The organism is Xanthomonas sacchari, from assembly GCF_024266585.1.
Taxonomy (GTDB): domain Bacteria; phylum Pseudomonadota; class Gammaproteobacteria; order Xanthomonadales; family Xanthomonadaceae; genus Xanthomonas_A; species Xanthomonas_A sacchari_C.
In genome coordinates this window covers 4,111,666-4,132,101 of the sequence record NZ_CP100647.1, presented here as the reverse complement: position 1 = coordinate 4,132,101, position 20,436 = coordinate 4,111,666, and the positions used below count along the sequence as shown (strand labels likewise).

Here is a 20,436-nt window from a genome sequence, read left to right as displayed (position 1 = left end):
GAGAGGGGACGCAGGGTCACAGCATAGAGCGTGTGACGCAGGTGGCGGCGAGACAGATGGGGCGTGCGCGGTGGAGGCCGCACGCCCTGGTCCCGCGCCGGCGTCGCCACGCCGGACGCGGCGCGGGTCAGGCCGCTTCGGCGACGCTGCCGCTGGCGACCGGCGCGCTGTGGCGGATCAGGTGGTCGAACGCGCTCAGCGCCGCCTTGGAGCCTTCGCCCATGGCGATGATGATCTGCTTGTACGGCACCGTGGTCGCGTCGCCGGCGGCGAACACGCCCGGCAGCGAGGTCTGGCCGCGGTCGTCGACCACGATCTCGCCGCGCGGCGACAGCGCCACCGCGCCCTGCAGCCACTCGGTGTTCGGCAGCAGCCCGATCTGCACGAAGATGCCTTCCAGGCTCAGGCGATGCACGTCGCCGCCGACCCGGTCCTTGTACACCAGGCCGGTGACCTTCTGGCCGTCGCCCAGCACCTCGGTGCTCTGCGCATTGACCAGGATGTCGACGTTGCGCAGGCTGCGCAGCTTGCGCTGCAGCACGTCGTCGGCGCGCAGCTTGCTGTCGAACTCGACCAGGGTGACGTGGCTGACGATGCCGGCCAGGTCGATCGCCGCTTCCACGCCGGAGTTGCCGCCGCCGATCACCGCCACGCGCTTGCCCTTGAACAGCGGGCCGTCGCAGTGCGGGCAGTAGGCCACGCCCTTGTTGCGGTACTGCTCCTCGCCGGGCACGTTCATCTGCCGCCAGCGCGCGCCGGTGGACAGGATCACGGTCCGGCTCTTCAGCGAGGCGCCGTTGGCCAGCCTGACCTCGACCAGCCCGTCGGCCCCGGCCGGCAGCAGCTGTTCGGCGCGCTGCAGGTTCATGATGTCCACGTCGTACTGGCGCACGTGCTGCTCCAGCGCCGCGGCCATCTTCGGGCCTTCGGTTTCCTGCACGGAGATGAAGTTCTCGATCGCCATGGTGTCCAGCACCTGGCCGCCGAAGCGCTCGGCCGCCACGCCGGTGCGGATGCCCTTGCGCGCGGCGTAGATCGCCGCCGCCGCGCCGGCCGGGCCGCCGCCGACCACCAGCACGTCGAACGGCGCCTTGGCCGCGATCGCCGCCGCGTCGCGCTTGGCCGCGCCGGTGTCGAGCTTGGCCACGATCTGCTCCAGGGTCATGCGGCCCTGATCGAACACCTCGCCGTTGAGGTAGACGGTGGGCACCGACATGATCTGCCGCGCCTCGACCTCGTCCGGGAACAGCGCGCCGTCGATCGCCACGTGCTGGATGTTCGGGTTCAGCACCGCGGCCAGGTTCAGCGCCTGCACCACGTCCGGGCAGTTCTGGCAGGACAGCGAGAAATAGGTTTCGAAACGGTACTCGCCCGGCAGGTTGCGCACCTGCTCGATCAGCTCGGCGGTGGCCTTGGACGGGTGCCCGCCGACCTGCAGCAGCGCCAGCACCAGCGAGGTGAACTCGTGGCCCATCGGCAGGCCGGCGAAGCGCAGGTGGATGTCGTGGCCGGGGCTGTTCAGCGCGAACGAGGGCGCGCGCTCGCCGCTGTCGCGGTGCACGTCCAGGGTGATCTGGTCCGACAGCAGCACCAGGTCCTCGAGCAGGTCGAGCATCTCGCGCGACTTGGCGCCATCGTCCACCGACGCGGTGATGTGGATGGGCCGGACGACCCGCTCCAGGTAGGCCTTCAACTGGGTTTTCAGATCGGCATCCAACATGGCGGACTCCTGACGTTGGGCAAAGCGAGGGGGAGGCGAACTGCCAGGGCAGTGCGCCGCGAACAAGGGAGGAGGGATGAACCGCAGCCGGCGCCGGCGCGCGATGCCGGCTGCGGTTCACCCCCACCCCCGCCGCAAGGCGGAGATGGGAGCGAGGCGCGGCTTAGATCTTGCCGACCAGGTCCAGCGACGGCTTCAGGGTCTTCTCGCCCTCCTTCCACTTGGCCGGGCACACCTCGCCCGGATGCGAGGCGACGAACTGCGCGGCCTTGAGCTTGCGCAGGGTCTCGGTGACGTCGCGGGCGATGGCGTTGTCGTGGATCTCGAGGGTCTTGATCACGCCTTCCGGGTTGATCACGAAGGTGCCGCGCAGGGCCAGCCCTTCTTCCTCGATGTGCACGCCGAAGGCGCGGGTCAGCTGGTGGGTCGGGTCGCCGACCAGCGGGAACTGGGCCTTGCCCACCGCCGGCGAGGTCTCGTGCCACACCTTGTGCGAGAAATGGGTGTCGGTGGTGACGATGTAGACCTCGGCGCCGATCTTCTGGAACTCGGCGTAGTGCTCGGCGGCGTCTTCCACTTCGGTGGGGCAGTTGAAGGTGAAGGCGGCCGGCATGAAGATCAGCACCGACCACTTGCCCTTCAGGTCCGCGTCGGTGACTTCGATGAATTCGCCGTTGCGGTAGGCATTGGCCTTGAACGGCTGAACCTGGGTGTTGATCAAAGACGACATGGAGTTTCCTCGTGGTTGCAATAGGGGGCGGGGGATGGAACGAGGCTCATGATAGGGGGTGCCAATAGATGCCTCAAATCGATTGATGGAATTGAATAGATAGGTTTCATCTATCACTTCCCAAGCCTGGCTCTTTGCTGCACTGCCGCGCGATGGCGGCGGCCGCCCACGGGCGCGTGGGCGTCGGTCCCTTCTACCACGTTGGCTTTTCCGCGCTCGCTGCGTCATCGTGACAGCGATGAATGCGCCCACTCCCGAGTCCCTGCTGCGCGCCGCCTGCACCCAGGTCGAGCGCGGCGATGCCGAGGCCCTGCTGCTGCACGCCCTGCAACGCGATCGCGCCTGGCTGTTCGCGCACGCCCGCGAGTCGCTGCCCGACGACGTAGTGGGCGGGTTCCAGGCGCTGCTGGCGCGGCGTGCACAGGGCGAGCCGGTGGCCTACCTGACCGGCCGGCGTGGCTTCTGGACCCTGGATCTGGCGGTCGGGCCGGCCACGCTGATCCCGCGCGCGGACACCGAGCGGCTGGTGGAACTGGCGCTGGAGCGGCTGGATGGGGCGCCGGGCCGGCGCGTCGCCGACCTCGGTACCGGCAGCGGCGCCATCGCCCTGGCCCTGGCCGGCGAGCGCCCGCAGGCGCAGGTGCTGGCCACCGACCTCAGTGCGGCGGCGCTGGCGGTGGCCGAGGCCAACGCGCAGGCGCACGGCCTTCGCAACGTCGCTTTCGTCCAGGGGACCTGGCTGCTGCCGCTGGCCGGACAGCGCTTCGACCTGATCGCCAGCAACCCGCCGTACATCGCCGATGGCGACCCACACCTGCAGCAGGGCGACCTGTGCTACGAACCGGCCAGCGCGCTGGCGTCCGGCCCCGATGGCCTGGACGATCTGCGCCGGATCGCCGCCGATGCGCCGGCGCATCTGCTGCCCGGTGGCTGGCTGCTGCTGGAACACGGCTGGGACCAGGGCCCGGCGGTGCGCGCGCTGCTGGAGGCGAGCGGCTTCCTGGAGGTGGCGACCCACCAGGATCTGGAAGCGCGGGATCGGGTCACGCTGGGGCGTCAGCCGCTGGACTGACCCGCCGGCGCCTGGCGTATAGTCGGCGGGTAAACGATGCCGGACATGGATGACCCGCACTGTTCACCCTCAGTCGCCGTTCGAATGCGCCTGGCGTGTTCCCCGCTCCTGCCGTGCCGCAGACGCATGGAGGGGCTCCGCAGGGTTCATGGGGCGCCGCCGCCGCAACACCTCGGCGCAGATCCAGTGCCAAGATCCTGTGCTCTCTCGCTGCCGCCGCCGTCGCGGCCGGCACAGGGTGCCGCAAAGGCCTGGTAGGAAATGCGCGCCCATGATCCCGTTCATTGGCGAACAGAATGTGCCTAATGCCGGGCTTGAAGTTCCGATGGTTCGCGTGGAGAACCACGCCTGGAATGGGCATTTCTATCGCGATGCCTTTGCCGGCGGCTTGTACGCCAATTATTCAGGGACGATGCGCGGTGCCAATCCACTATGGCGCCATCAGGCGCTGCCTGCGATTCATCTGGAGAAACCAGGTCGCAGCCGTCGGTCGCGATCTCGCCGGCACTGCTTGCGCGATGAACAATGGCGGCATGGTTTCCGGAGAGTAATATCGCAAGCGATACGTGGAGTCTTGACAAAAGGAGAGGTGGCGCGATGAGCGATGAAAAGGATAGGTACAGCGACAATCCCTATCGTCCACGCGCGCGCGCGACGCGCGACCCGCTTCACGATGCGCAACTCCTGCGCGACCTGGGCAGCATCAATGCGGCGGTCTACGCCAGACTCGGCGCGCTGCCGCGTGGCGGATTGCCGATAGAACCCTGGCGCAAGCCGATATTGCCATTGCCACCAGCCCCCACCGCCGCGGTATCCGCGGCCTATCCCCCTGAGGACGATTCGATGAAACTGCACCACCTGGCCGCTGCCGCCATCATGCCTCTAGCCGCGACCGCCGCCGGTTGTTCGAACGACATCGATATCGGCAACGATGGTGCGGCCGGGCATCTGAATCCGCATCCGGTCAAGCGCTACGAGATCATCGCGACGTCCCATGCGCCGGGACTCTGGGATTCGTTCAAGGGCGCTTACATCGGGTATGACGTCATCAATAAGAAGTGTGTGCCGATGATTCCGGTTATTGGCGAGCAGCACGTGCCCAACACTGGACTTGATATTCCCATGGTGCAGGTGGATGACCACACATGGAAGGGCTATTTTTATCGCGACGCCTTGCTGGATGAGGATTATTTCAATCTCGGGGTTTGCCACTGGGACGTGACGAGCGTGGGCGTTAGCGCGATTGGTAAGGGAGTGAAGTTCGGTTGGGGAGGGTTGTTGGAGAAAATCTTGCGCGAGGGTGGCGGGAAAAGCTACTTCAAAAAGAGCTCTTACGGAGATCCTGCGTTGGTTCCCTATGGCGCGCTAGAGTTCCATGCTGATGATCCCGAAGTTCTTCAAGATCCTGATGCTTATTTCCCAGTGACGATCACTGTTAAGGAAGTCAAGTCATGAAGGCCATTGATCAGGCGCTGGCTGATGCGAGTAATGACTCGTATGCCAATCGGTCGCAACGTGATGTGAGCGACAGTAACAAGTATGTTTCTCTAAATGGCCAGGATTACAAGATCTTTGGCTATGCCGCCGATCCGGCTACCGGCTTTCACGCAACTGCGTATCAAAGCGTTGCGTCGCCTCATAACGTCATTGTCGCGTATCGCGGTACCGATCCTGGTTTGTTTTCCGGTAAAAACGGTGCAGAAAAAGCAGACCACGCGCTGACCACGCTGCAAGACATCGCCGTCGATGCAAAGATGGTGCGAGACACCGTCAACGCGCAAAAGTCCGCGGCCGATGCATTCACCGCGCAGATGATCGCCAAAGCGGCTGCGCAGGGTATCCCGAAGACGCAGGTATTCGCTGCCGGCCATTCCCTAGGTGGTGCATTGGCGCAACTCGAGGCCGCCAAATATGGCCTGCGCGGCGCCACCTACAACGGTTTCGGCGCGGCGGACATGATCGATGGCCCGCCGCAGTCCGGTTTCCAGCTCACCAACTACCGCATGGCGGGCGACGTGGTGAGCGCGGCCAGTCCGCATGTCGGCCAGGTGGTGTCGCTGGCCAGCGAAGAGGACATCCAGAGCCTGCGGGCCGGCCGCTATCTGGATGCGCCGCCTGGGTCGGCGCCGCCCAACGCGCTGATCGCGATGCGGCTGAGCGACCATGGCGGCCAGCAGCACTTCAGCAGCGACAGTCCGGACAACATCCTGCAACCCCAACGCTTCCAGGAAGCTACACAACGCTACGCAGCGAACAAGGACGCCATCGACCGATTCGGTCGCGACGTGTACCTCGCACGCGCCGAACTGTCCGAGTCGCTGCGGCAGATGCGCGGGAACGATGGGCAGGGCCAGCTGTCGCCGAATCTGCAACGGCAACTCGACGAATACCTCGTTCTCAATGCCGATCCCACCATTCGCGACAACATCGCGCGTGGCGCGCCCGTGCGTGGGGTCGCGGACGGCTTGCAGTACGGCGCCGATGCCGTGCGCGCCGGCGGTCGCTACGTGCAGGCGCTGGACGAGCGCATCGCACTAGTGGCGCGGGAGGGGGGACGCTTTACCGCACCCTTCATCCCGGTCGGGCCGCTGGCCGGGCATGTGGTGGGCGAAGCCGCCCGTCTGCACGGCCAGGGCACGGACGCGGCGGCGCGTTTGCTGGGTGGCGGGCTGGAATCGGCCAAAGGCGCGGTGGAGCGAGGCGCGCACGCGGCGGCCGAAGCGGTGGTGCAGCGGATCCATGATCCTCGCTTGCACGCGCGCGTGGCCAACGTCGCCAATCACATCGTCGATGCCTACGACGGTGCGCGGGTCGCGGCGCAAACCGCCACGCAGACATATCAGCTCGGCAAGCAGGCGGTTTCCGATGGGGTCGATCGGGCCGAACGTGCGGTGACGCAAACCTACGCCGCGACCAAGCACGTGGTGACGGAAGGCGCGGAGCAGGTGGGGCACGCCGCCGCCCAGACCTACGCCGCGGCGAAGCACACGGTGACCGAGGGCGCGGAGCACGTTGAGCGCGCCGCCACGCAAACCTACAACGCGACCAGGCACGCGGTGACCGAAGGCATGGAGCAAGCTGGGCGCGCGGCCACCAGGACCTACGACGCGGCGAAGCACGCGGTCGCCGACGGCGTGGGGCGGGCCGAACATGCCGCCAGCCAGGCCTACGACGCGTCCAGGCAAGCAGTCTCGCAGGCAGCCGACAGCGCCGCGCGGGTCGGCACGCAGGCGTACGAAACCGCAAGACAGACCGCCGCGCAGGGGATCGATGCGGCCAAGCACGCGGCGGGCCAGGCCTACGACACGCTGACCCATCCTGGGCAGTGGTTCCAGCGCAGCGCGCCGGCCCCTGCGCCCGCGCAGCCGCACCCCCAGGCGCCTGCCGCGACGCATCCGCATGGCGCGGCGACGACGCCTGCTTCCGGAGCCCATTCGTCACCATCGGCCGGACACGCCGCCGAGCGCATGCAGAACCTGGGTGCGCTGCCTGCGTCGGATCAGGCCATGTTCGCGCGCATCCGCAAGGACGTGCCTGCGCGTATCGACGATGCGCACGTCGCGCAGGCGATGCTCGGCGCCAAGCAGGCCGGCATCGCCGGCGCGGACAAGATCGACCGGGTGCAGATGGCCGGCAACACGCTGTGGGTGTCCGGTACCACGCCGGGGTTCCGCGCCGCCACGGACGTGGCGCAGGCGGCCGCACCGATGCACGAGACGGTGCAGCAGACGCAGGCGTTCAACCAGCAGCGCGAGCGGCACTTGGCCATGGAGGCGCAGCAGCGGTCGCAAGAAGCCCCTGGCGGCAGAGGCGCGCCGGTCCTCGGTTGATCCCGACTCCGTTGGGCCGATCGGCGTGGTGCCCGGTCCGTTCGCGGTCGGCGTTGCTGGCCGGCGCCGCTCTGTTGTGGCGCGCATGGGTAGAATCGCGGTTTCCCCCGCAGGAGGCGCCATGCGCACGCTGTATCCCGAGATCGAGCCCTTCGACAGCGGCATGTTGCCGGTGGACGCACGGCATACCCTGTCCTACGAACAGTGCGGCAACCCGCACGGCAAGCCGGTGGTGCTGCTGCATGGCGGCCCGGGCGGCGGCTGCAACGCGAAGATGCGCCGCTTCCACGACCCGGCCAAGTACCGCATCGTGCTGTTCGATCAGCGCGGTTCCGGCCGCTCCACGCCGCATGCCGACCTGGTCGACAACACCACCTGGGACCTGGTCGCCGACATCGAGCGGCTGCGCACGCACCTGGGCATCGAGCGCTGGCAGGTGTTCGGCGGCAGTTGGGGCTCGACCCTGGCGCTGGCCTACGCGCAGACGCACCCGGAGCGCGTCACCGAACTGGTGCTGCGCGGCATCTTCATGCTGCGCCGCTGGGAACTGGAGTGGTTTTACCAGGAAGGTGCCAGCCGCCTGTTCCCGGATGCATGGGAACACTACATCGCGGCGATCCCGCCGGTGGAGCGCGCCGACCTGATCTCCGCGTTCCACCGGCGCCTGACCAGCGACGACGAGGCCACCCGCCTGGCCGCGGCCAAGGCCTGGAGCGTGTGGGAAGGCGCGACCAGCTTCCTGCACGTGGACACCGATTTCGTCGACAGCCACGAGGATCCGCACTTCGCGCTGGCCTTCGCCCGCATCGAGAACCACTACTTCGTCAACGGCGGCTTCTTCGAGGTCGAGGACCAGTTGCTGCGCGACGCGCACCGCATCGCCGACATCCCCGGGGTGATCGTGCACGGCCGCTACGACGTGGTCTGCCCGCTGGCCAATGCCTGGGACCTGGCCAAGGCCTGGCCGAAGGCGACGCTGCAGATCACGCCGGCGTCGGGCCATTCCGCGTTCGAGGCCGAGAACGTCGACGCGCTGGTGCGCGCCACCGACGCCTTCGCCTGAGTCCGCGCGCGTCTGCGCCGCACGTTCATCGAGCGGCGGCGCGCGGCGCGTCCGGCCTCCGGCTCAGCAGGCCAGCGCGTTGCCGGGCTCGCATCCGGCCGCCGCTGGCGATGCGGGTCGCGCGTCGAGCTGCGCCTGCGTGGTCTCCTCGGTCCACACCACGAACGATTCCAGGACGTTGTCGCCGAAGGTGGTGCTGATCGCCACGTCGGCGGCGTCGCGGCCACGCGCGATCAGCACCCGGCCGATACGCGGCAGGTTGTGGCGCGCATCGAAGGTATACCAGCGCCCGTCGAGGAAGGCCTCGAACCAGCCGGAAAAATCCATCGGTGCGGGCGAGGCGGGCACGCCGATGTCGCCGAGGTAGCCGGTGCAGTAGCGCGCCGGGATGTTCATGCAGCGGCACAATGCGATGGCCGCATGCGCGAAGTCGCGGCACACCCCGCGCCCTTCCTGCAGCGCCTGCGCCGCGCTCTTGGTCGCGCGGGCGTGGGCGTAGCCGAAGGTGATCCGGGTATGCACGTAGTCGCAGATCGCCTGTACCCGCGCCCAGCCGGTCGGTGTGCCGCCGAACAGTTCCCAGGCCATGCCGCTGAGCAGGTCGGTCTCGCAGTAGCGGCTGCCGAGCAGGTACACCAGGGTGTCGTCGGGCAACTGCTCCACCGGCGTCTGCACCGCGTCGTAGCGGTACTGGTCCGGCAGTCCGCTGTCGCGCACCACCGCATCGGCACGCAGGGTCAGCGTGCCGGCCGGCGCTTGCAGGCGCGTGCAGCGGTTGCCGAAGCCGTCGCGATAGGTGCGCAACGGCACCGCCGGCTCGCTGTGCAAGTCGGTGGCAACGACGATGTCGTCGTGGCGGCTGTCGTGAAGGTCGAGCATCGCCAGCATCGGCGTGGGATGCGCGAAACGGTAGCGGATCTCGTAACCGAGGCGGATGAGCATGAGGGGTCCGATGCGGGGGGCAGGGGCGTCCGGCGCGGACCGGTCCAGCCCCGAGGGTGCGCAGTCCGCACTCAGCTTGGCGTGAAGACGCCCCGCCTTCGCTTCAGCAGCGCATGCTGAGCGGTGTGGGGCCAGGCCTGCTGCGCGGCCAGCGCGGCGCTCGGGTCTGCGTCTGCAACAGGCGCACGCGCCCACGTCGGTTGCGTGGATGCCGCTGCCGACGCCGGCCCGAGCCGGCGTGCCGTCCTCACCCCAGCGCCAGCAACTGCGGCTGCAGGGCGGTGAAGATGCGCGCCAGGCGCTGCGCCCAGGCCTGCTGGCCGGCGGGGTCGGCGATCAGGTCCTGGCGGATCTCCAGTTCCACGTGCGGCAGGCCGCGGCCTTCGCCGTGCACGGGCACCGCGTAGTCGCTGCTGTCGCTGACCGCGTACGGCGCGTTGTCGCCGACCAGCAGGTCGTCTTCCTCGCGCAGCGCCTGCAGCAGCGCGTGGGCGAAGCGGGTGTCGCGGTGATACAGCACGCCGGCATGCCAGGGCCGCGGCACGCCGTCCAGCGCCGGGGTGAAGCTGTGCATCATCACCAGCACGGTAGGCCGCGCGGCGGCGCGGCGCGCGTCCAGTTCGGCGGCGATGCGCGCGTGGTAGGGCGCATGCACGGCGTCGATGCGCTGCTGCCGCTGCGCCGCCGTCAGCCCGGCGTTGCCCGGCACCACGGTGCGGTCGCTGACCTCGGGAATCAGCGTCGGCGAGGCCAGCGGGCGGTTGCAGTCGATCAGCAGCCGCGAATAGGTCTGCTCGATCGCCCAGGCGTCGAGCAGCGCGGACAGCGCGCGGGTGGTGCCGGCGATGCCGATGTCCCAGCCGATGTGCCGATCCAGTTCCGCCTGCGCCAGCCCGAGGCCGTGCAGCGCGCGCGGCACCGCCTGCCCGGCGTGGTCGGCCAGCAACACGAACGGCGAGGTGCCGTGCGCGCGGTGGATGCCGAACACCGCCGGGTCGTCCGCGCCCAGCAGCGGCGGCAAATCGGAAAGGGGCGCCTCAGCCACGCGGGGTGCCGTCGAGCTGGTGTTCGATCATCCACAGCCCGGCCCACAGCTTGGCGTCCAGCGCGTAGCCTTCGCCCATCTTCTGCACCAGCCACGCGGCGGCGCGCGTGCGCGGCACCGAATGCACGGTGATGTCCTCGCTGGCGTCGCCGCCGCCGTTGCCGACCTTGCGCAGGCCGCTGGCGCGCACGAAGGCGATCTGCTCGTTGCTGGCGCCGGCCGAGGTCGGGCCGATCAGCAGCACCTCGGCGTGGTTGGCGGTCCAGCCCGTTTCCTCTTCCAGTTCGCGCACCGCCGACGCCTCGATCGACTCGCCGGCATCGATGTCGCCGACCAGCCCGGCCGGCATCTCGATGGTGCGCGCCTGCAGCGGCACGCGGAACTGTTCGACGAACAGCACCTCGTCGTCCGGCGTGACCGCCACGATGATCGCGGCCAGGCCACCGGCATGCACGCGTTCGGAATACTCCCAGGTGCCGCGCACGACCATGCGCTGGTACTTGCCTTCGTAGACGATGCGGGGCGGTGAATCGTGGCGGGACATGGGCGGCTCGCAGATGGCGGAGGAAGAAGGCGCGGTCGCGCGCGGCGCGGTCCGGCGATGCGGTGCAGTGTAGAACGTGCGATGGCGATTTGATGTGCGCCAAGCGGCCTGTGGGTTGGCTGGCGCCGCGCGGTTCGCTTGGCGCCGGCCAGGACGGCGCCGGGCACGGTCGCCGCCTCTCCGCTTGCCAGGCACGCCCGCTCCGGGCCGACGGCCTCGCCGGCGTGCGGCGAGGCGGCCCTCAGCCGGCCGCCACTTCCAGGCCGGCCGCCTGCAGCAGCCGGCGCCGGGTCAGCGGCCCGAAGCGCAGCGCCTCGCACAGGCCCTGCAGCATGCCGGCGTCGGCCGCGCCGCGGGCGAAATCCGCGCTGGCGGCGTGCAGCGGCGCGTCCAGGGCGATGGTGGTCAGTTGCCGCCACAGCAGCGCGTGCTCGCGCTGCTCGCGCAGGCGCACGGCCATCTGCGCGGCGCCGCGCAGGCGCAGGAACGCCACTTCGTCGACCCGCGCCAGCAGCGTGTCCAGGTCGCCGAAATGCGCCAGCAGGATCGCCGCCGACTTGGCGCCGATGCCGGTGACGCCGGGAATGTTGTCGATCGCATCGCCGGTCAGCGCCAGGTAGTCGGCGATCTGGTGCGCGTGCACGCCGTGCCGCGCCTTGACCCCGGCCGCGCCCCAGCGCTGGCCGCGGCCGTAGTCCCACTGTTCGTCGAACTCCAGCAGCAATTGCGACAGGTCCTTGTCGGCGGAGACGATCACGCCGTGGAAGCCATTGCCGCGGGCGCGGTGCAGGGCGCTGCCGATCAGGTCGTCGGCCTCGTAGTCGTGGTGCGCCAGCACGCCCAGGCCCAAGGCCGCGCACAGCGCCTTGCAGTGCGCGAACTGGCGGCGCAGCGCGTCCGGCGCCGGCGCGCGGTTGGCCTTGTAGGCGGCGTACAGGCGATGCCGGAAGCAGCTGTCCAGCGCTTCGTCGAAGGCGATCACGATGTGCTGCGGGCGTTCGCGCTCGAGCAGGTCGAGCAGGAAGCGGGCGAAGCCGTGCACCGCGTTGGTCGGCCAGCCCTGCGCGTCCTGGAACTCGTCGGGAATCGAATGCCAGGCGCGGAACACGTACAGGCTGGCGTCGACCAGGTACAGCGGCCGCGACACGGGCAGCGCTGCGTTCACGGCGTCCAGTCGCTGAGCAGCGCGCGCGGATCCGGGCGCTCGCGTTCCGGGGCGTCGATGCGGGCGGTGCCGATGTGGATGAAGCCGGCGACGTGCTCGTGCTCGGCCAGGCCCAGCCGCGCGGTTACGGTTTCGTCGTACGCCATCCAGCCGGTCAGCCATTGCGCGCCGAAGCCGTAGGCCTGCGCCGCCTGCAGCAGTGCGAAGCACACCGAACCGGCGGTCAGCCACTGTTCGATTTCCGGCACCTTGTGCTCACGCTGCAGGCAGGCGATCACCGCGATCACCACCGGCGCATGGGCGAAGCGTTCGCGGTCCTTTTCCACCGCCGCCGGCGCCGCGCCCGGATCGCGCTGCAAGGTGCGCGCGGCGAGGATGTCGCCCAGTGCCAGGCGCGCCGGACCGGCGATGCGCAGGAAGCGGAACGGCACCAGCTTTCCGTGATCGGGAACACGAACCGCCGCCTGCAACATGGCCAGCAGCGTGTCCGTGTCCGGTCCTGGCTCGCCGAGTTGCTTGGAGGGCACCGAACGGCGCGCATCCAGCGCTTGCAGCGAATGAATTGTGCGCATAGTCTCGATTCCGTGGGGCGGGCGCGGAATTATAGTCGGGCACTCGCAGGCGGCAGGGGATGCCGCGGTGACACGGACAATCACGTTGTGTTGTTGATCTGCCGCTAGCTTCCGAATTGACATCGGTCTCACTGTTCACTGCGTATCACATCGCCATGACCCTTGCTGAATACGCTGAAGAGTTGTCGCCCAGCCGCAACGCGGATCTGCTCGAGCAGGTCCGGGATGTGGTGTCGGTTCCGCTCGCCGGCGCGTTCGGCGAGGTGCTGGACGTGCTCGCCGAGGCGCTGTTCCGCATGGCCGAGCGTGCCGGGCCGACCCAGAACGACTATTTCGAGGCGATCCAATTGCTGCGCCAGCAGCGCGAGCCGATCGCCGCACGCTTCCGCGCGCACCTGGCCCAGGCCTGGCAGGCGCTGGAGGCTGGCCGCCCGCTGTCGGTGGAGCGCAGTCTGGCGCGCGAGCGCGGCGACCTCAGCCTGGTCTCGGAGCAGGAACTGGACGTGCGCCTGGCGGTGCGCAACCTGGCGGGGGCGATCCAGCACCGCTGGCGGCCGGAGCTGATGCGGCTGAATCGTTACCTCGGCTTCATCGCCGGCGGCCAGCGCATCGATGCCGACAACAATCCGTTCGGCCCCGAGCATGTGGGGGCGGCGGTGTACGCGGCGCTGTACGGGTTGGTGCTGGCGCCGCAGGTGCAACTGGCGATCGTCAAGATCTGCGAGCAGGAGCTGCAGGAGCGGGTCGGCGAGCTGTACGCGCAACTGGAGCAGCGCCTGGACGAGGTGGCGCGCGCCCGTGCGCTGCCGAGCGGGCGTCCACGCCGCCGGGCCATCCCGCGCCTGGGCGCTGGCGACGACGAAGTGGCGCCGGACTGGATCAGCCGTTTCTTCGAACATTGGGAAACCGCCGCGCCGCTGTCGGCGGCGCAGCGCCGCGCGGCGCGCGTGCTCGACGCGCACGCGCGCAACGAGCAGGAGGTGCTGCCGCCGGCGCTGCGCGCGCTGCTGCACGAGGCACAGCCGGCCATGGGTCCGGGCGACGGCCGACGCTGCCTGTCGCCACGCGAAGTGCTGTCGGTGCTGTCGCTGCTGCAGACCATGCCGCTGGCCGGATTCGCCGCCGTTTGCGAGCACGGCGCCCCGCTGGCGCAGGGCTTGCGCCGCCAGGTCGCCAGCGTCGGCGCCTCGCTCGGCCTGGATCCGGCGGGCACCTGCCTGGACCCGGCCGATGCGGACACGCTGGATCTGGTCGGGCTGCTGTTCGACGTGATGCTCGAGGAATGCGTGCTGCAGCCGGCGCAGCGCGACCTGCTGGGCCAGATGCTGGTACCGATGGCCAAGGTGGCCTTGATCGACGGTCGCCTGTTCGTGCGCGACGGGCATCCGGCGCGGCGCCTGCTCAACCTGCTGGCCGACGCCTGTGACGGCAATACCGGCGGCACCGGCCCGGAGCAGGCGCTGCTGGCGCAGGCGCAGGCGGCGGTGGAACGGGTGGTACGCGATTTCGACGAGCACCTGGCGGTGTTCCTGGCACTGGAGGCCGAGTTCGGCAGCGCCTACGAGCAGTACCGGCGCCGGGTGGAGATCGCCGAGCGCCGCGCGGCCGAACTGCAGCGCGCCGAGGAGCGCCGCACGGTCGCCCGGCAACGCGCCGCGCAGGCCGTGCACGACCTGCTGCAGCGGGCCGGCGACGACCTCACCCTGCCGCCGCCGATCGAGGCCTTCCTGCGCCAGTCCTGGTGCCAGTACGTGCAGCAGTCGGCCCTGCGCGACGACGGCCAGGGCAATGCGCTCGCCGCGGCGCTGGCCCTGGGCGAGGCGGTGCTGGCGCAATGCCGCCAGGCGCAGTCCGGCGCGGCGCCGCTGGAGGGCTGGCTGCAGCCGCAGCGCGCCGAGCTGACCCGGCTGTGGACCAGCGTCGGCCTGGACGCGGCGGCGGCCGAGGCCGCCTGGCACTCCCTGCACACGGCGCTGGACGACCTGGCGCACGCGCGGCCGTCGCAGGCCGCGCTGCCCGTGGCCAGCGTGGAGCTGCCCGAGCCGCCCGCCGCCGAGACCGTGCCGGCGCTGCCGGAGCCGGCCCAGGCCACCGATTTCGACCACATCACCGCCGATTACTTCCGCACCCTGCCGTTGGGGACCTGGTTGGATTTCGTCGATCGCGAAGGCCGCGTGCAGCCCGGCAAGCTGACCTGGGTGAGCCCGATCTCGGCGCGCCTGTTGTTCGTCAGCCGCCGCGGCGGGCGCTTGTGCGTCGCCTCGGCCGAGGCGCTGGCGGTGATGGTGCGGCTGGACCGGTTGCGCCTGCATCGCGACGACGATGCCTTCTACAGCGCCATGCAGGGCGCCGTCGATCGCCTGGAACGGGTGGCGGCGGCGGCCTGAGCCTGAACCGGTGGGCGCGTCTTCATGACGCAGGCCGCCGCAGCAGCGCCGTCCAAGCTTACGATCCCGCACGAGGTCACGTTCCGGAGAGAGAAATGCGTAGCCCATCACGGTCGGTGTTCAGACACCTTGCCTACCATGCAGGAGCGGAAACAGGGGCCGCGTCCGATCGTCTTCCACCTTCCTCCTATCTGGCGCCGTCCGTGGCGCGGAGCCATCGCGCATGAGTTTCAGCCCCAGCCCGCATGCACACCCGGCGCGTGACCCGCGCCTGTTGACGCAGGCGCGCGAGGGCATGCTGCCGGTGCTGGGCCACGCCTTCGCCTCGGCGCTGGCGCACTTCGACGACGTGCTGTTCGACCGCGCCGAGAGCGCCGGCGCGTCGCAACTGCTGTTCCTGGACGGCATGCGCGAACTGCGGCGCCGCCGCGACGAGATCGCCGCGCGCTTCCGCGCACAGCTGCACACCGCCTGGGAGGCGCTGGAGGCCGGCGCGCCGCTGTCGGCCGAAGTCGCCCTGGCCGGCTATGGGCAGGGCCTGAGCCTGATCTCCGAACACGAACTGGAATCGCGGCTGGCGGTGCGCAACCTGGCCAGCGTGCTGCTGCGCGAATGGAAGCCGGTGCTGACCCGCATCGACCGACGCCTGGGCTGGATCGCCGGCGGCCTGGAGCTGGATGCCGACACAAATCCGATCGGCCCCGAACACATCGGCGTGGCCGTGCATGCGGCGTTCTCCACCAGCGACCTGGCCCCGGAAGTGCGGCTGGTGCTGATCAAGCTGTGCGAGCGCGACTTCACCGCCGGGGTCGGCAAGCTCTATCAGGACCTGGACGACAGCCTGGCCCGGGCCGGGGTGATGCCCGAGATCTCGCGCCCGCGGCCACCGCCGCCGCCACGGCGCGCGCCGGCGCCGGAGCGGCCGCCACGCGAGGCCGCCGAGGCCGGCCTCGGCGCCGAGCTGGGCGAGGACGAGGAACACTATGCGCCGGCCTGGGCCAACCGCTTCGTCAACCGCTGGGCCGAGCGCCGCGGCAGCCTGCAGGCCGGCGAGCGCTACGACGGCGACGAGGCGCACCTGCCCGGCGGCAGCCAGGGCGTGTTGCTGGAGGCCCTGCACGAACTGCTGCAGCAGACCCGCAACGCGCGCGAGAGCGCGACGTCCGCGGCGACCACGGCCGTCGGCCAGCAACGGCCGCTGAGCCAGCGCGAGATGATGTCGGTGCTGTCGCTGCTGCAGGCCACGCCCAGCGCCACGCTGCGCGCGGCGATCGGCGACGACAGCGAGTCGCTGGCGCAGCGGCTCAAGAGCGAGGTGTTGTCCAACGCCACCCAGTTCGGCGTGGACCCGGCGCACGCGCGGCTGGACCCGGTCGACGAGGACGCGATCGACCTGGTCGGCATGCTGTTCGACGTGATGCTCGACGAGCGCGACCTGGAAGGCCGCTCGCGCGAACTGATCGGCCGGCTGGTGGTGCCGTTCGTCAAGGTCGCGCTGCTGGACCGGCGCATGTTCGTGCAGAAGACCCATCCGGCGCGGCGCCTGCTCAACTCCCTGTCCGAGGCCTGCGAGGGCAACACCGGCGAGAGCCAGGCCGAGCGCGTGCTGATGGGCAAGGTCGAGGAAGTCATCGACCGGCTGGTGGCCGAGTTCAACGAGAACCTGGCGATCTTCCTGACCCTGGAAGAGGAATTCCGCGATTTCCTGATGCAGCACCGCCGTCGCATCGAGATCGCCGAGCGCCGCGCCGCCGAGACCCAGCGCGGCCAGGAGAAGCTGGAACTGGCGCGGCAGCGTGCCGAGGCCGAACTGCAGGTGCGCCTGCAGGGCCGGCAATTGCCGCAGGCGCTGCAGGATTTCCTGCGCCAGCCGTGGCAGCACCACCTGACCATGGCGATGCTGCGCGAAGGCGAGGGCGGCCCCGGCGTGCGCGATGCGCTGGCGCTGGCCGACGGCCTGCTCGAGGAAGCCGCCGAGGCGCAGCGGCATATCGTCGGCAAGCCCTGGCTGCAGGCCTGGCAGGGGGCGCTGCAGCGGGTCTTCGCCAGCGTCGGCCTGCATGCCGAGGCGGCCGCGGCGGCGATCGATGCGCTGCACGACACGCTGCAGGCGGTGGCCGAACTGCGCCCGGAACTGGAGCGGCCGCTGCCGGAACTGCCGCAGGTGGCGCTGCCGCAGCCGCCGGTGCAGGAGGCGCAGCCGGTGGAGGTGGCGCCGCCGCAGACCATGGACGATTTCGACAACGCCGATGCCGACCGCTTCCGCGCGATGACCATCGGCACCTGGCTGGACTTCGTCGACCGCGACGGCAAGGTGCAGGCCGGCAAGCTGTCGTGGGTGAGCCCGATCTCGTCGCGGCTGCTGTTCGTCAACCGGCGCGGCGCGCGCTTCTGCGTGGCCTCGCCGGAAGAACTGGCGGTGATGGTGCGGCTGGGCCGGCTGCGCGCGCACGTCGATGACGGCGCCTTCGACAGCGCCATGCAGGGCGTCATCGACCGCCTGGATCCGCACAGCGCGACTCTGCACTGAGGTCTGCTGTGGCGGTGCGGACGATCGCTGCCGCCACCTCTTACGTGACGGAGCGCTGCCCGCAGCGGCTTCAGCCGCGACGAGGCGTTACCGGTAAAAACCGGTCGCGGCTGAAGCCGCTCCTACCGTGATGCCGCGTTGGGAGTCGCATTTCGGCGTTGGGCGTTTCCTGGCACGCCACGGCCTTCCCGGCTCGGCCGAGCGTCTGGGTCGGGAGAACCGTGCCCGCACCGACGACATGGAGCGCGGCGGGCGCGATCGCGTTCGCATCCCCGGCACGCCCGGTCGCCGACGCCCGCCTGGCGGGCGTCCAGCCTCCACCTGGCGTGCGGACGCTGTAGGATCGGCGCGGACGACGGGCAAGGCACGGGGAATCGCATGGCAGTGCAGGTGCTGGTGGTGAAGGAGTCGGCGCAGGGCGAACGCCGTGTGGCGGCCACGCCGGAGACGGTCAAGAAACTGGTCGCGCTGGGCGCGCAGGTGCGGGTCGAGCCGCAGGCCGGGGTGTCGGCCGGCTTCGTCGATGCGGCCTATGTGGCCGCTGGTGCCCGTCTGGCCGATGCCGACAGCCCGGCGCAGGCGGATCTGGTGCTGTGCGTGCAGCCGCTGCCGGCGGTGGCGCTGGAACAGCTCAAGGAGGGCACCGGCGTGGTCGGCATCCTGCAGCCGCAGGCCGATCCGGCGCGCGCGGCGGCGCTGCAGGCGCGGCAGCTGGTCGCCTTCCCGCTGGAACGGCTACCGCGCACCACCCGTGCGCAGGCGATGGACGTGCTCAGTTCGCAGGCCGGCATGGCCGGCTACAAGGCGACCCTGATCGCCGCGCAACTGGCGCCGCGCTTCTTTCCGATGCTGACGACCGCGGCCGGCACCATCCGCCCCTCCAAGGTGCTGATCGTCGGCGCCGGCGTGGCCGGGTTGCAGGCCGTCGCCACCGCCAAGCGCCTGGGCGCGCAGGTGGAGGGCTTCGACGTGCGCCCGGAAACCCGCGAGCAGATCGAATCGCTGGGCGGCAAGTTCCTCGACCTCGGGGTCAGCGCCGCCGGCGAGGGCGGCTATGCGCGGCAGCTGACCGATGAGGAACGCGCAGAGCAGCAGCGCCGGCTGGCCGAGCACCTGAAGGGCGTCGACGTGGTGGTGTGCACCGCCGCGGTGCCGGGGCGGCCGGCGCCGAAGATCCTCAGCGCGGCGATGGTCGAGGGCATGAAACCGGGCAGCGTGGTGGTGGACCTGGCCGCCGAGACCGGCGGCAACTGCGAGCTGACCCGGCCGGGCGAGACCATCGAGCATGCCGGCGTGACCGTCGCCGGGCCGCTGGACCTGGCCAGCATGGGCGCGGTGCATGCCAGCGAAATGTACGCGCGCAACGTCTACAACTTCGTCGCGCTGTTCCTGAAGGACGGCGCGATCGCCTACGACTGGAACGACGAACTGCTGGCCAAGACGCGCTGGACGGCGTGAATGGGCGTTGCGCGTCGCGGACCTTGTGAGAGCGAGGGCTGGCTGCGACGCTGACGCCTGCTGTCGCCGGTAAGTCCGCTGTAGGGAGCGCGGTCGACTTGCCCATCGGCGTGTGCCCTACATAAGCGGCGCGACGTGGTCTTCGGCCATCAGTCGCGATCGGCGTTCCCGGGAGAGCCCGTCGTGGCTGAAGCCGCTTGTGTCAAATGAGGGTCTATCGTTGTAGGTGAGAGCGGAGTGCGGCAGGCCGTTTAGCCGCAGTGCCAGCAAGCACGAGTAGGAGTCAGCGCCGCCGCACCCCGTATCTCCTGCCTCATCAGCCCGAACAGTTGCCCGAGTCGCGAGCTCGAACTCCACAAGCATGGGCATCGGCAGGAGTGCTCTCGTTCCTGAGTCTACTGCGGAGAACGTCTATGCGGCGCTATGTCGGGATCGATGTATCCAAGGCCGAACTGGTCATTCATGTCCTGCCGGACGAGCAGGCCTGGACCCAACCCAATACGCCACAGGGGCAGCGTGTGCTGGCCCAACGCCTGGTGGAGCTGGGCTGCGAGCGGATCGTGCTGGAAGCCAGTGGCGGCTACGAACATGCCGTGCTGCGGGTGCTCCGAGAGGCGGCCCTGCCTGCAGTGCGGATGGCCGCCGATCGTCCGCGCAAGCTAGCCCAAGCCTTGGGCCTGCAGGCCAAGACCGACGCCCTGGACGCGCGCCTGCTGGCCATCGCCGCCCAGCACATCCCGACCACGCCCACGACCGTGGTGCCCGAGCACCAGCAGTCTCTTCGCGAACTGTTGGACCTGCGTGCCACCCTGGTGGGCCAGCGCGATGCCCATCGGCGGCGCCTGGAACACATCACCAGCGCCAAGGTGCAACACCGCTGCCGAGAGGTGATCGCCCTGCTGAACCAGCATATCCAGACATTGACGCAGGAGATCGAGCAGCAGGGCAAGACCTGCTCGAGCTTGCCCAAGGTACCTGGGCTCGGCACGATCCTGCGCGCGGTCCTGGCCGCGCGGTTGCCAGAGCTGGGCACGCTGCCGCCACGCAAGCTCGCCGCCCTGGTCGGGCTGGCCCCGTTCAATCACGACAGCGGCTGCTGGAAAGGCCAACGTCGCATCAAAGGCGGCCGTGCCGACGTGCGAGGCGTGCTGTACATGGCCACCTGGGCCAGCATCCGCGCCAAATCCCCCTTGGCCAACACCTACGCGCGCTTGCGCGCGGCCGGCAAGCCGGCCAAGGTCGCCATCGTCGCCTGCATGCACAAGTTCCTGCGCTGGCTCAATGCCATCGCGCGCGATCAGGCACCGTACGCTCCTCCGGTTATCGCTGGGGCATGACAGTTGACTCCTACAGGTTATTTCCGCGGCCGTTGGACGTC

The 20,436-nt window shown here is 69.7% G+C and carries 16 protein-coding genes; 9 read left to right on the top strand and 7 right to left on the bottom strand.

The window, feature by feature from the left end; genetic code table 11:
* Positions 1-127: 127 nt before the first annotated feature.
* Together ahpF and ahpC are read right to left on the bottom strand one after the other, a co-directional pair.
* Positions 128-1,720 (bottom strand): alkyl hydroperoxide reductase subunit F, encoded by a 1,593-nt coding sequence (ahpF, locus tag NKJ47_RS17365; protein WP_254459003.1) that lies wholly within the window; start codon positions 1,718-1,720, stop codon positions 128-130.
* A 163-nt stretch (positions 1,721-1,883) separates the two neighbouring features.
* Complete coding sequence (ahpC, locus tag NKJ47_RS17360; protein ID WP_010341941.1) at positions 1,884-2,450, bottom strand: alkyl hydroperoxide reductase subunit C; 567 nt, start codon at positions 2,448-2,450, stop codon at positions 1,884-1,886.
* A gap of 238 nt (positions 2,451-2,688) precedes the next feature.
* Here ahpC and prmC point away from each other — a divergent pair, with 238 nt between their 5' ends.
* From prmC to pip, 5 genes are all read left to right on the top strand, one after another.
* The gene (prmC, locus tag NKJ47_RS17355; protein WP_254459002.1) at positions 2,689-3,522 is read left to right on the top strand and encodes a peptide chain release factor N(5)-glutamine methyltransferase; all 834 of its coding nucleotides are present in this window, start codon (positions 2,689-2,691) and stop codon (positions 3,520-3,522) included.
* 271 nt (positions 3,523-3,793) lie between these two features.
* Positions 3,794-4,123, top strand: a complete 330-nt coding sequence (locus NKJ47_RS17350) for a hypothetical protein (protein ID WP_254459001.1) — start codon at positions 3,794-3,796, stop codon at positions 4,121-4,123.
* Positions 4,120-4,977 (top strand): hypothetical protein, encoded by an 858-nt coding sequence (locus NKJ47_RS17345; RefSeq protein ID WP_254459000.1) that lies wholly within the window; start codon positions 4,120-4,122, stop codon positions 4,975-4,977. The genes NKJ47_RS17350 and NKJ47_RS17345 overlap by 4 nt, the downstream gene beginning before the upstream one ends.
* Complete coding sequence (locus NKJ47_RS17340) at positions 4,974-7,352, top strand: lipase family protein (RefSeq protein ID WP_254458999.1); 2,379 nt, start codon at positions 4,974-4,976, stop codon at positions 7,350-7,352. The genes NKJ47_RS17345 and NKJ47_RS17340 overlap by 4 nt, the downstream gene beginning before the upstream one ends.
* A 121-nt stretch (positions 7,353-7,473) precedes the next feature.
* Positions 7,474-8,415 carry a prolyl aminopeptidase gene (pip, locus tag NKJ47_RS17335; protein WP_254458998.1) on the top strand — a complete coding sequence of 314 codons (942 nt, stop codon included), beginning with the start codon at positions 7,474-7,476 and terminating at the stop codon, positions 8,413-8,415.
* Between the two features lie 63 nt (positions 8,416-8,478).
* On the opposite strand, the gene NKJ47_RS17330 is transcribed toward pip, so the two are convergent.
* The 5 genes from NKJ47_RS17330 to NKJ47_RS17310 all read right to left on the bottom strand — a co-directional run bounded on the left by NKJ47_RS17330 (position 8,479) and on the right by NKJ47_RS17310 (position 12,683).
* Positions 8,479-9,357, bottom strand: a complete 879-nt coding sequence (locus NKJ47_RS17330) for a transglutaminase family protein (protein WP_254458997.1) — start codon at positions 9,355-9,357, stop codon at positions 8,479-8,481.
* A gap of 247 nt (positions 9,358-9,604) precedes the next feature.
* Positions 9,605-10,402, bottom strand: a complete 798-nt coding sequence (locus tag NKJ47_RS17325; protein ID WP_254458996.1) for an N-formylglutamate amidohydrolase — start codon at positions 10,400-10,402, stop codon at positions 9,605-9,607.
* On the bottom strand, positions 10,395-10,946 hold the full coding sequence (locus tag NKJ47_RS17320) for an NUDIX hydrolase (RefSeq protein WP_254458995.1): 552 nt from the start codon (positions 10,944-10,946) through the stop codon (positions 10,395-10,397). Before NKJ47_RS17320 ends, NKJ47_RS17325 begins: the two co-directional genes overlap by 8 nt.
* A gap of 241 nt (positions 10,947-11,187) precedes the next feature.
* Positions 11,188-12,111: a 5'-3' exonuclease gene (locus tag NKJ47_RS17315; RefSeq protein WP_254458994.1), complete on the bottom strand. Its 924-nt coding sequence runs from the start codon at positions 12,109-12,111 to the stop codon at positions 11,188-11,190.
* The gene (locus NKJ47_RS17310; RefSeq protein ID WP_254458993.1) at positions 12,108-12,683 is read right to left on the bottom strand and encodes a nitroreductase family protein; all 576 of its coding nucleotides are present in this window, start codon (positions 12,681-12,683) and stop codon (positions 12,108-12,110) included. Before NKJ47_RS17310 ends, NKJ47_RS17315 begins: the two co-directional genes overlap by 4 nt.
* A gap of 155 nt (positions 12,684-12,838) precedes the next feature.
* On the opposite strand from NKJ47_RS17310, the gene NKJ47_RS17305 reads away from it, so the two are divergent.
* From NKJ47_RS17305 to NKJ47_RS17290, 4 genes are all read left to right on the top strand, one after another.
* A complete protein-coding gene (locus tag NKJ47_RS17305; protein ID WP_254458992.1) occupies positions 12,839-15,070 on the top strand; it encodes a DUF1631 family protein in 2,232 nt (743 codons plus the stop codon).
* A 223-nt stretch (positions 15,071-15,293) separates the two neighbouring features.
* The gene (locus NKJ47_RS17300) at positions 15,294-17,600 is read left to right on the top strand and encodes a DUF1631 domain-containing protein (RefSeq protein WP_254458991.1); all 2,307 of its coding nucleotides are present in this window, start codon (positions 15,294-15,296) and stop codon (positions 17,598-17,600) included.
* Between the two features lie 378 nt (positions 17,601-17,978).
* Positions 17,979-19,058: an NAD(P) transhydrogenase subunit alpha gene (locus NKJ47_RS17295; RefSeq protein ID WP_254458990.1), complete on the top strand. Its 1,080-nt coding sequence runs from the start codon at positions 17,979-17,981 to the stop codon at positions 19,056-19,058.
* 413 nt (positions 19,059-19,471) lie between these two features.
* Positions 19,472-20,395 carry an IS110 family transposase gene (locus tag NKJ47_RS17290; protein WP_254458989.1) on the top strand — a complete coding sequence of 308 codons (924 nt, stop codon included), beginning with the start codon at positions 19,472-19,474 and terminating at the stop codon, positions 20,393-20,395.
* Positions 20,396-20,436: the final 41 nt, after the last annotated feature.

What these genes read in the sequence shown, in the direction of transcription:
- ahpF (WP_254459003.1), bottom strand. Translation starts at nt 1,720, where the DNA reads ATGTTGGATGCCGATCTGAAAACCCAGTTGAAGGCCTACCTGGAGCGG.
- ahpC (WP_010341941.1), bottom strand. Translation starts at nt 2,450, where the DNA reads ATGTCGTCTTTGATCAACACCCAGGTTCAGCCGTTCAAGGCCAATGCC.
- prmC (WP_254459002.1), top strand. Translation starts at nt 2,689, where the DNA reads ATGAATGCGCCCACTCCCGAGTCCCTGCTGCGCGCCGCCTGCACCCAG.
- NKJ47_RS17350 (WP_254459001.1), top strand. Translation starts at nt 3,794, where the DNA reads ATGATCCCGTTCATTGGCGAACAGAATGTGCCTAATGCCGGGCTTGAA.
- NKJ47_RS17345 (WP_254459000.1), top strand. Translation starts at nt 4,120, where the DNA reads ATGAGCGATGAAAAGGATAGGTACAGCGACAATCCCTATCGTCCACGC.
- NKJ47_RS17340 (WP_254458999.1), top strand. Translation starts at nt 4,974, where the DNA reads ATGAAGGCCATTGATCAGGCGCTGGCTGATGCGAGTAATGACTCGTAT.
- pip (WP_254458998.1), top strand. Translation starts at nt 7,474, where the DNA reads ATGCGCACGCTGTATCCCGAGATCGAGCCCTTCGACAGCGGCATGTTG.
- NKJ47_RS17330 (WP_254458997.1), bottom strand. Translation starts at nt 9,357, where the DNA reads ATGCTCATCCGCCTCGGTTACGAGATCCGCTACCGTTTCGCGCATCCC.
- NKJ47_RS17320 (WP_254458995.1), bottom strand. Translation starts at nt 10,946, where the DNA reads ATGTCCCGCCACGATTCACCGCCCCGCATCGTCTACGAAGGCAAGTAC.
- NKJ47_RS17310 (WP_254458993.1), bottom strand. Translation starts at nt 12,683, where the DNA reads ATGCGCACAATTCATTCGCTGCAAGCGCTGGATGCGCGCCGTTCGGTG.
- NKJ47_RS17305 (WP_254458992.1), top strand. Translation starts at nt 12,839, where the DNA reads ATGACCCTTGCTGAATACGCTGAAGAGTTGTCGCCCAGCCGCAACGCG.
- NKJ47_RS17300 (WP_254458991.1), top strand. Translation starts at nt 15,294, where the DNA reads ATGAGTTTCAGCCCCAGCCCGCATGCACACCCGGCGCGTGACCCGCGC.
- NKJ47_RS17295 (WP_254458990.1), top strand. Translation starts at nt 17,979, where the DNA reads ATGGCAGTGCAGGTGCTGGTGGTGAAGGAGTCGGCGCAGGGCGAACGC.
- NKJ47_RS17290 (WP_254458989.1), top strand. Translation starts at nt 19,472, where the DNA reads ATGCGGCGCTATGTCGGGATCGATGTATCCAAGGCCGAACTGGTCATT.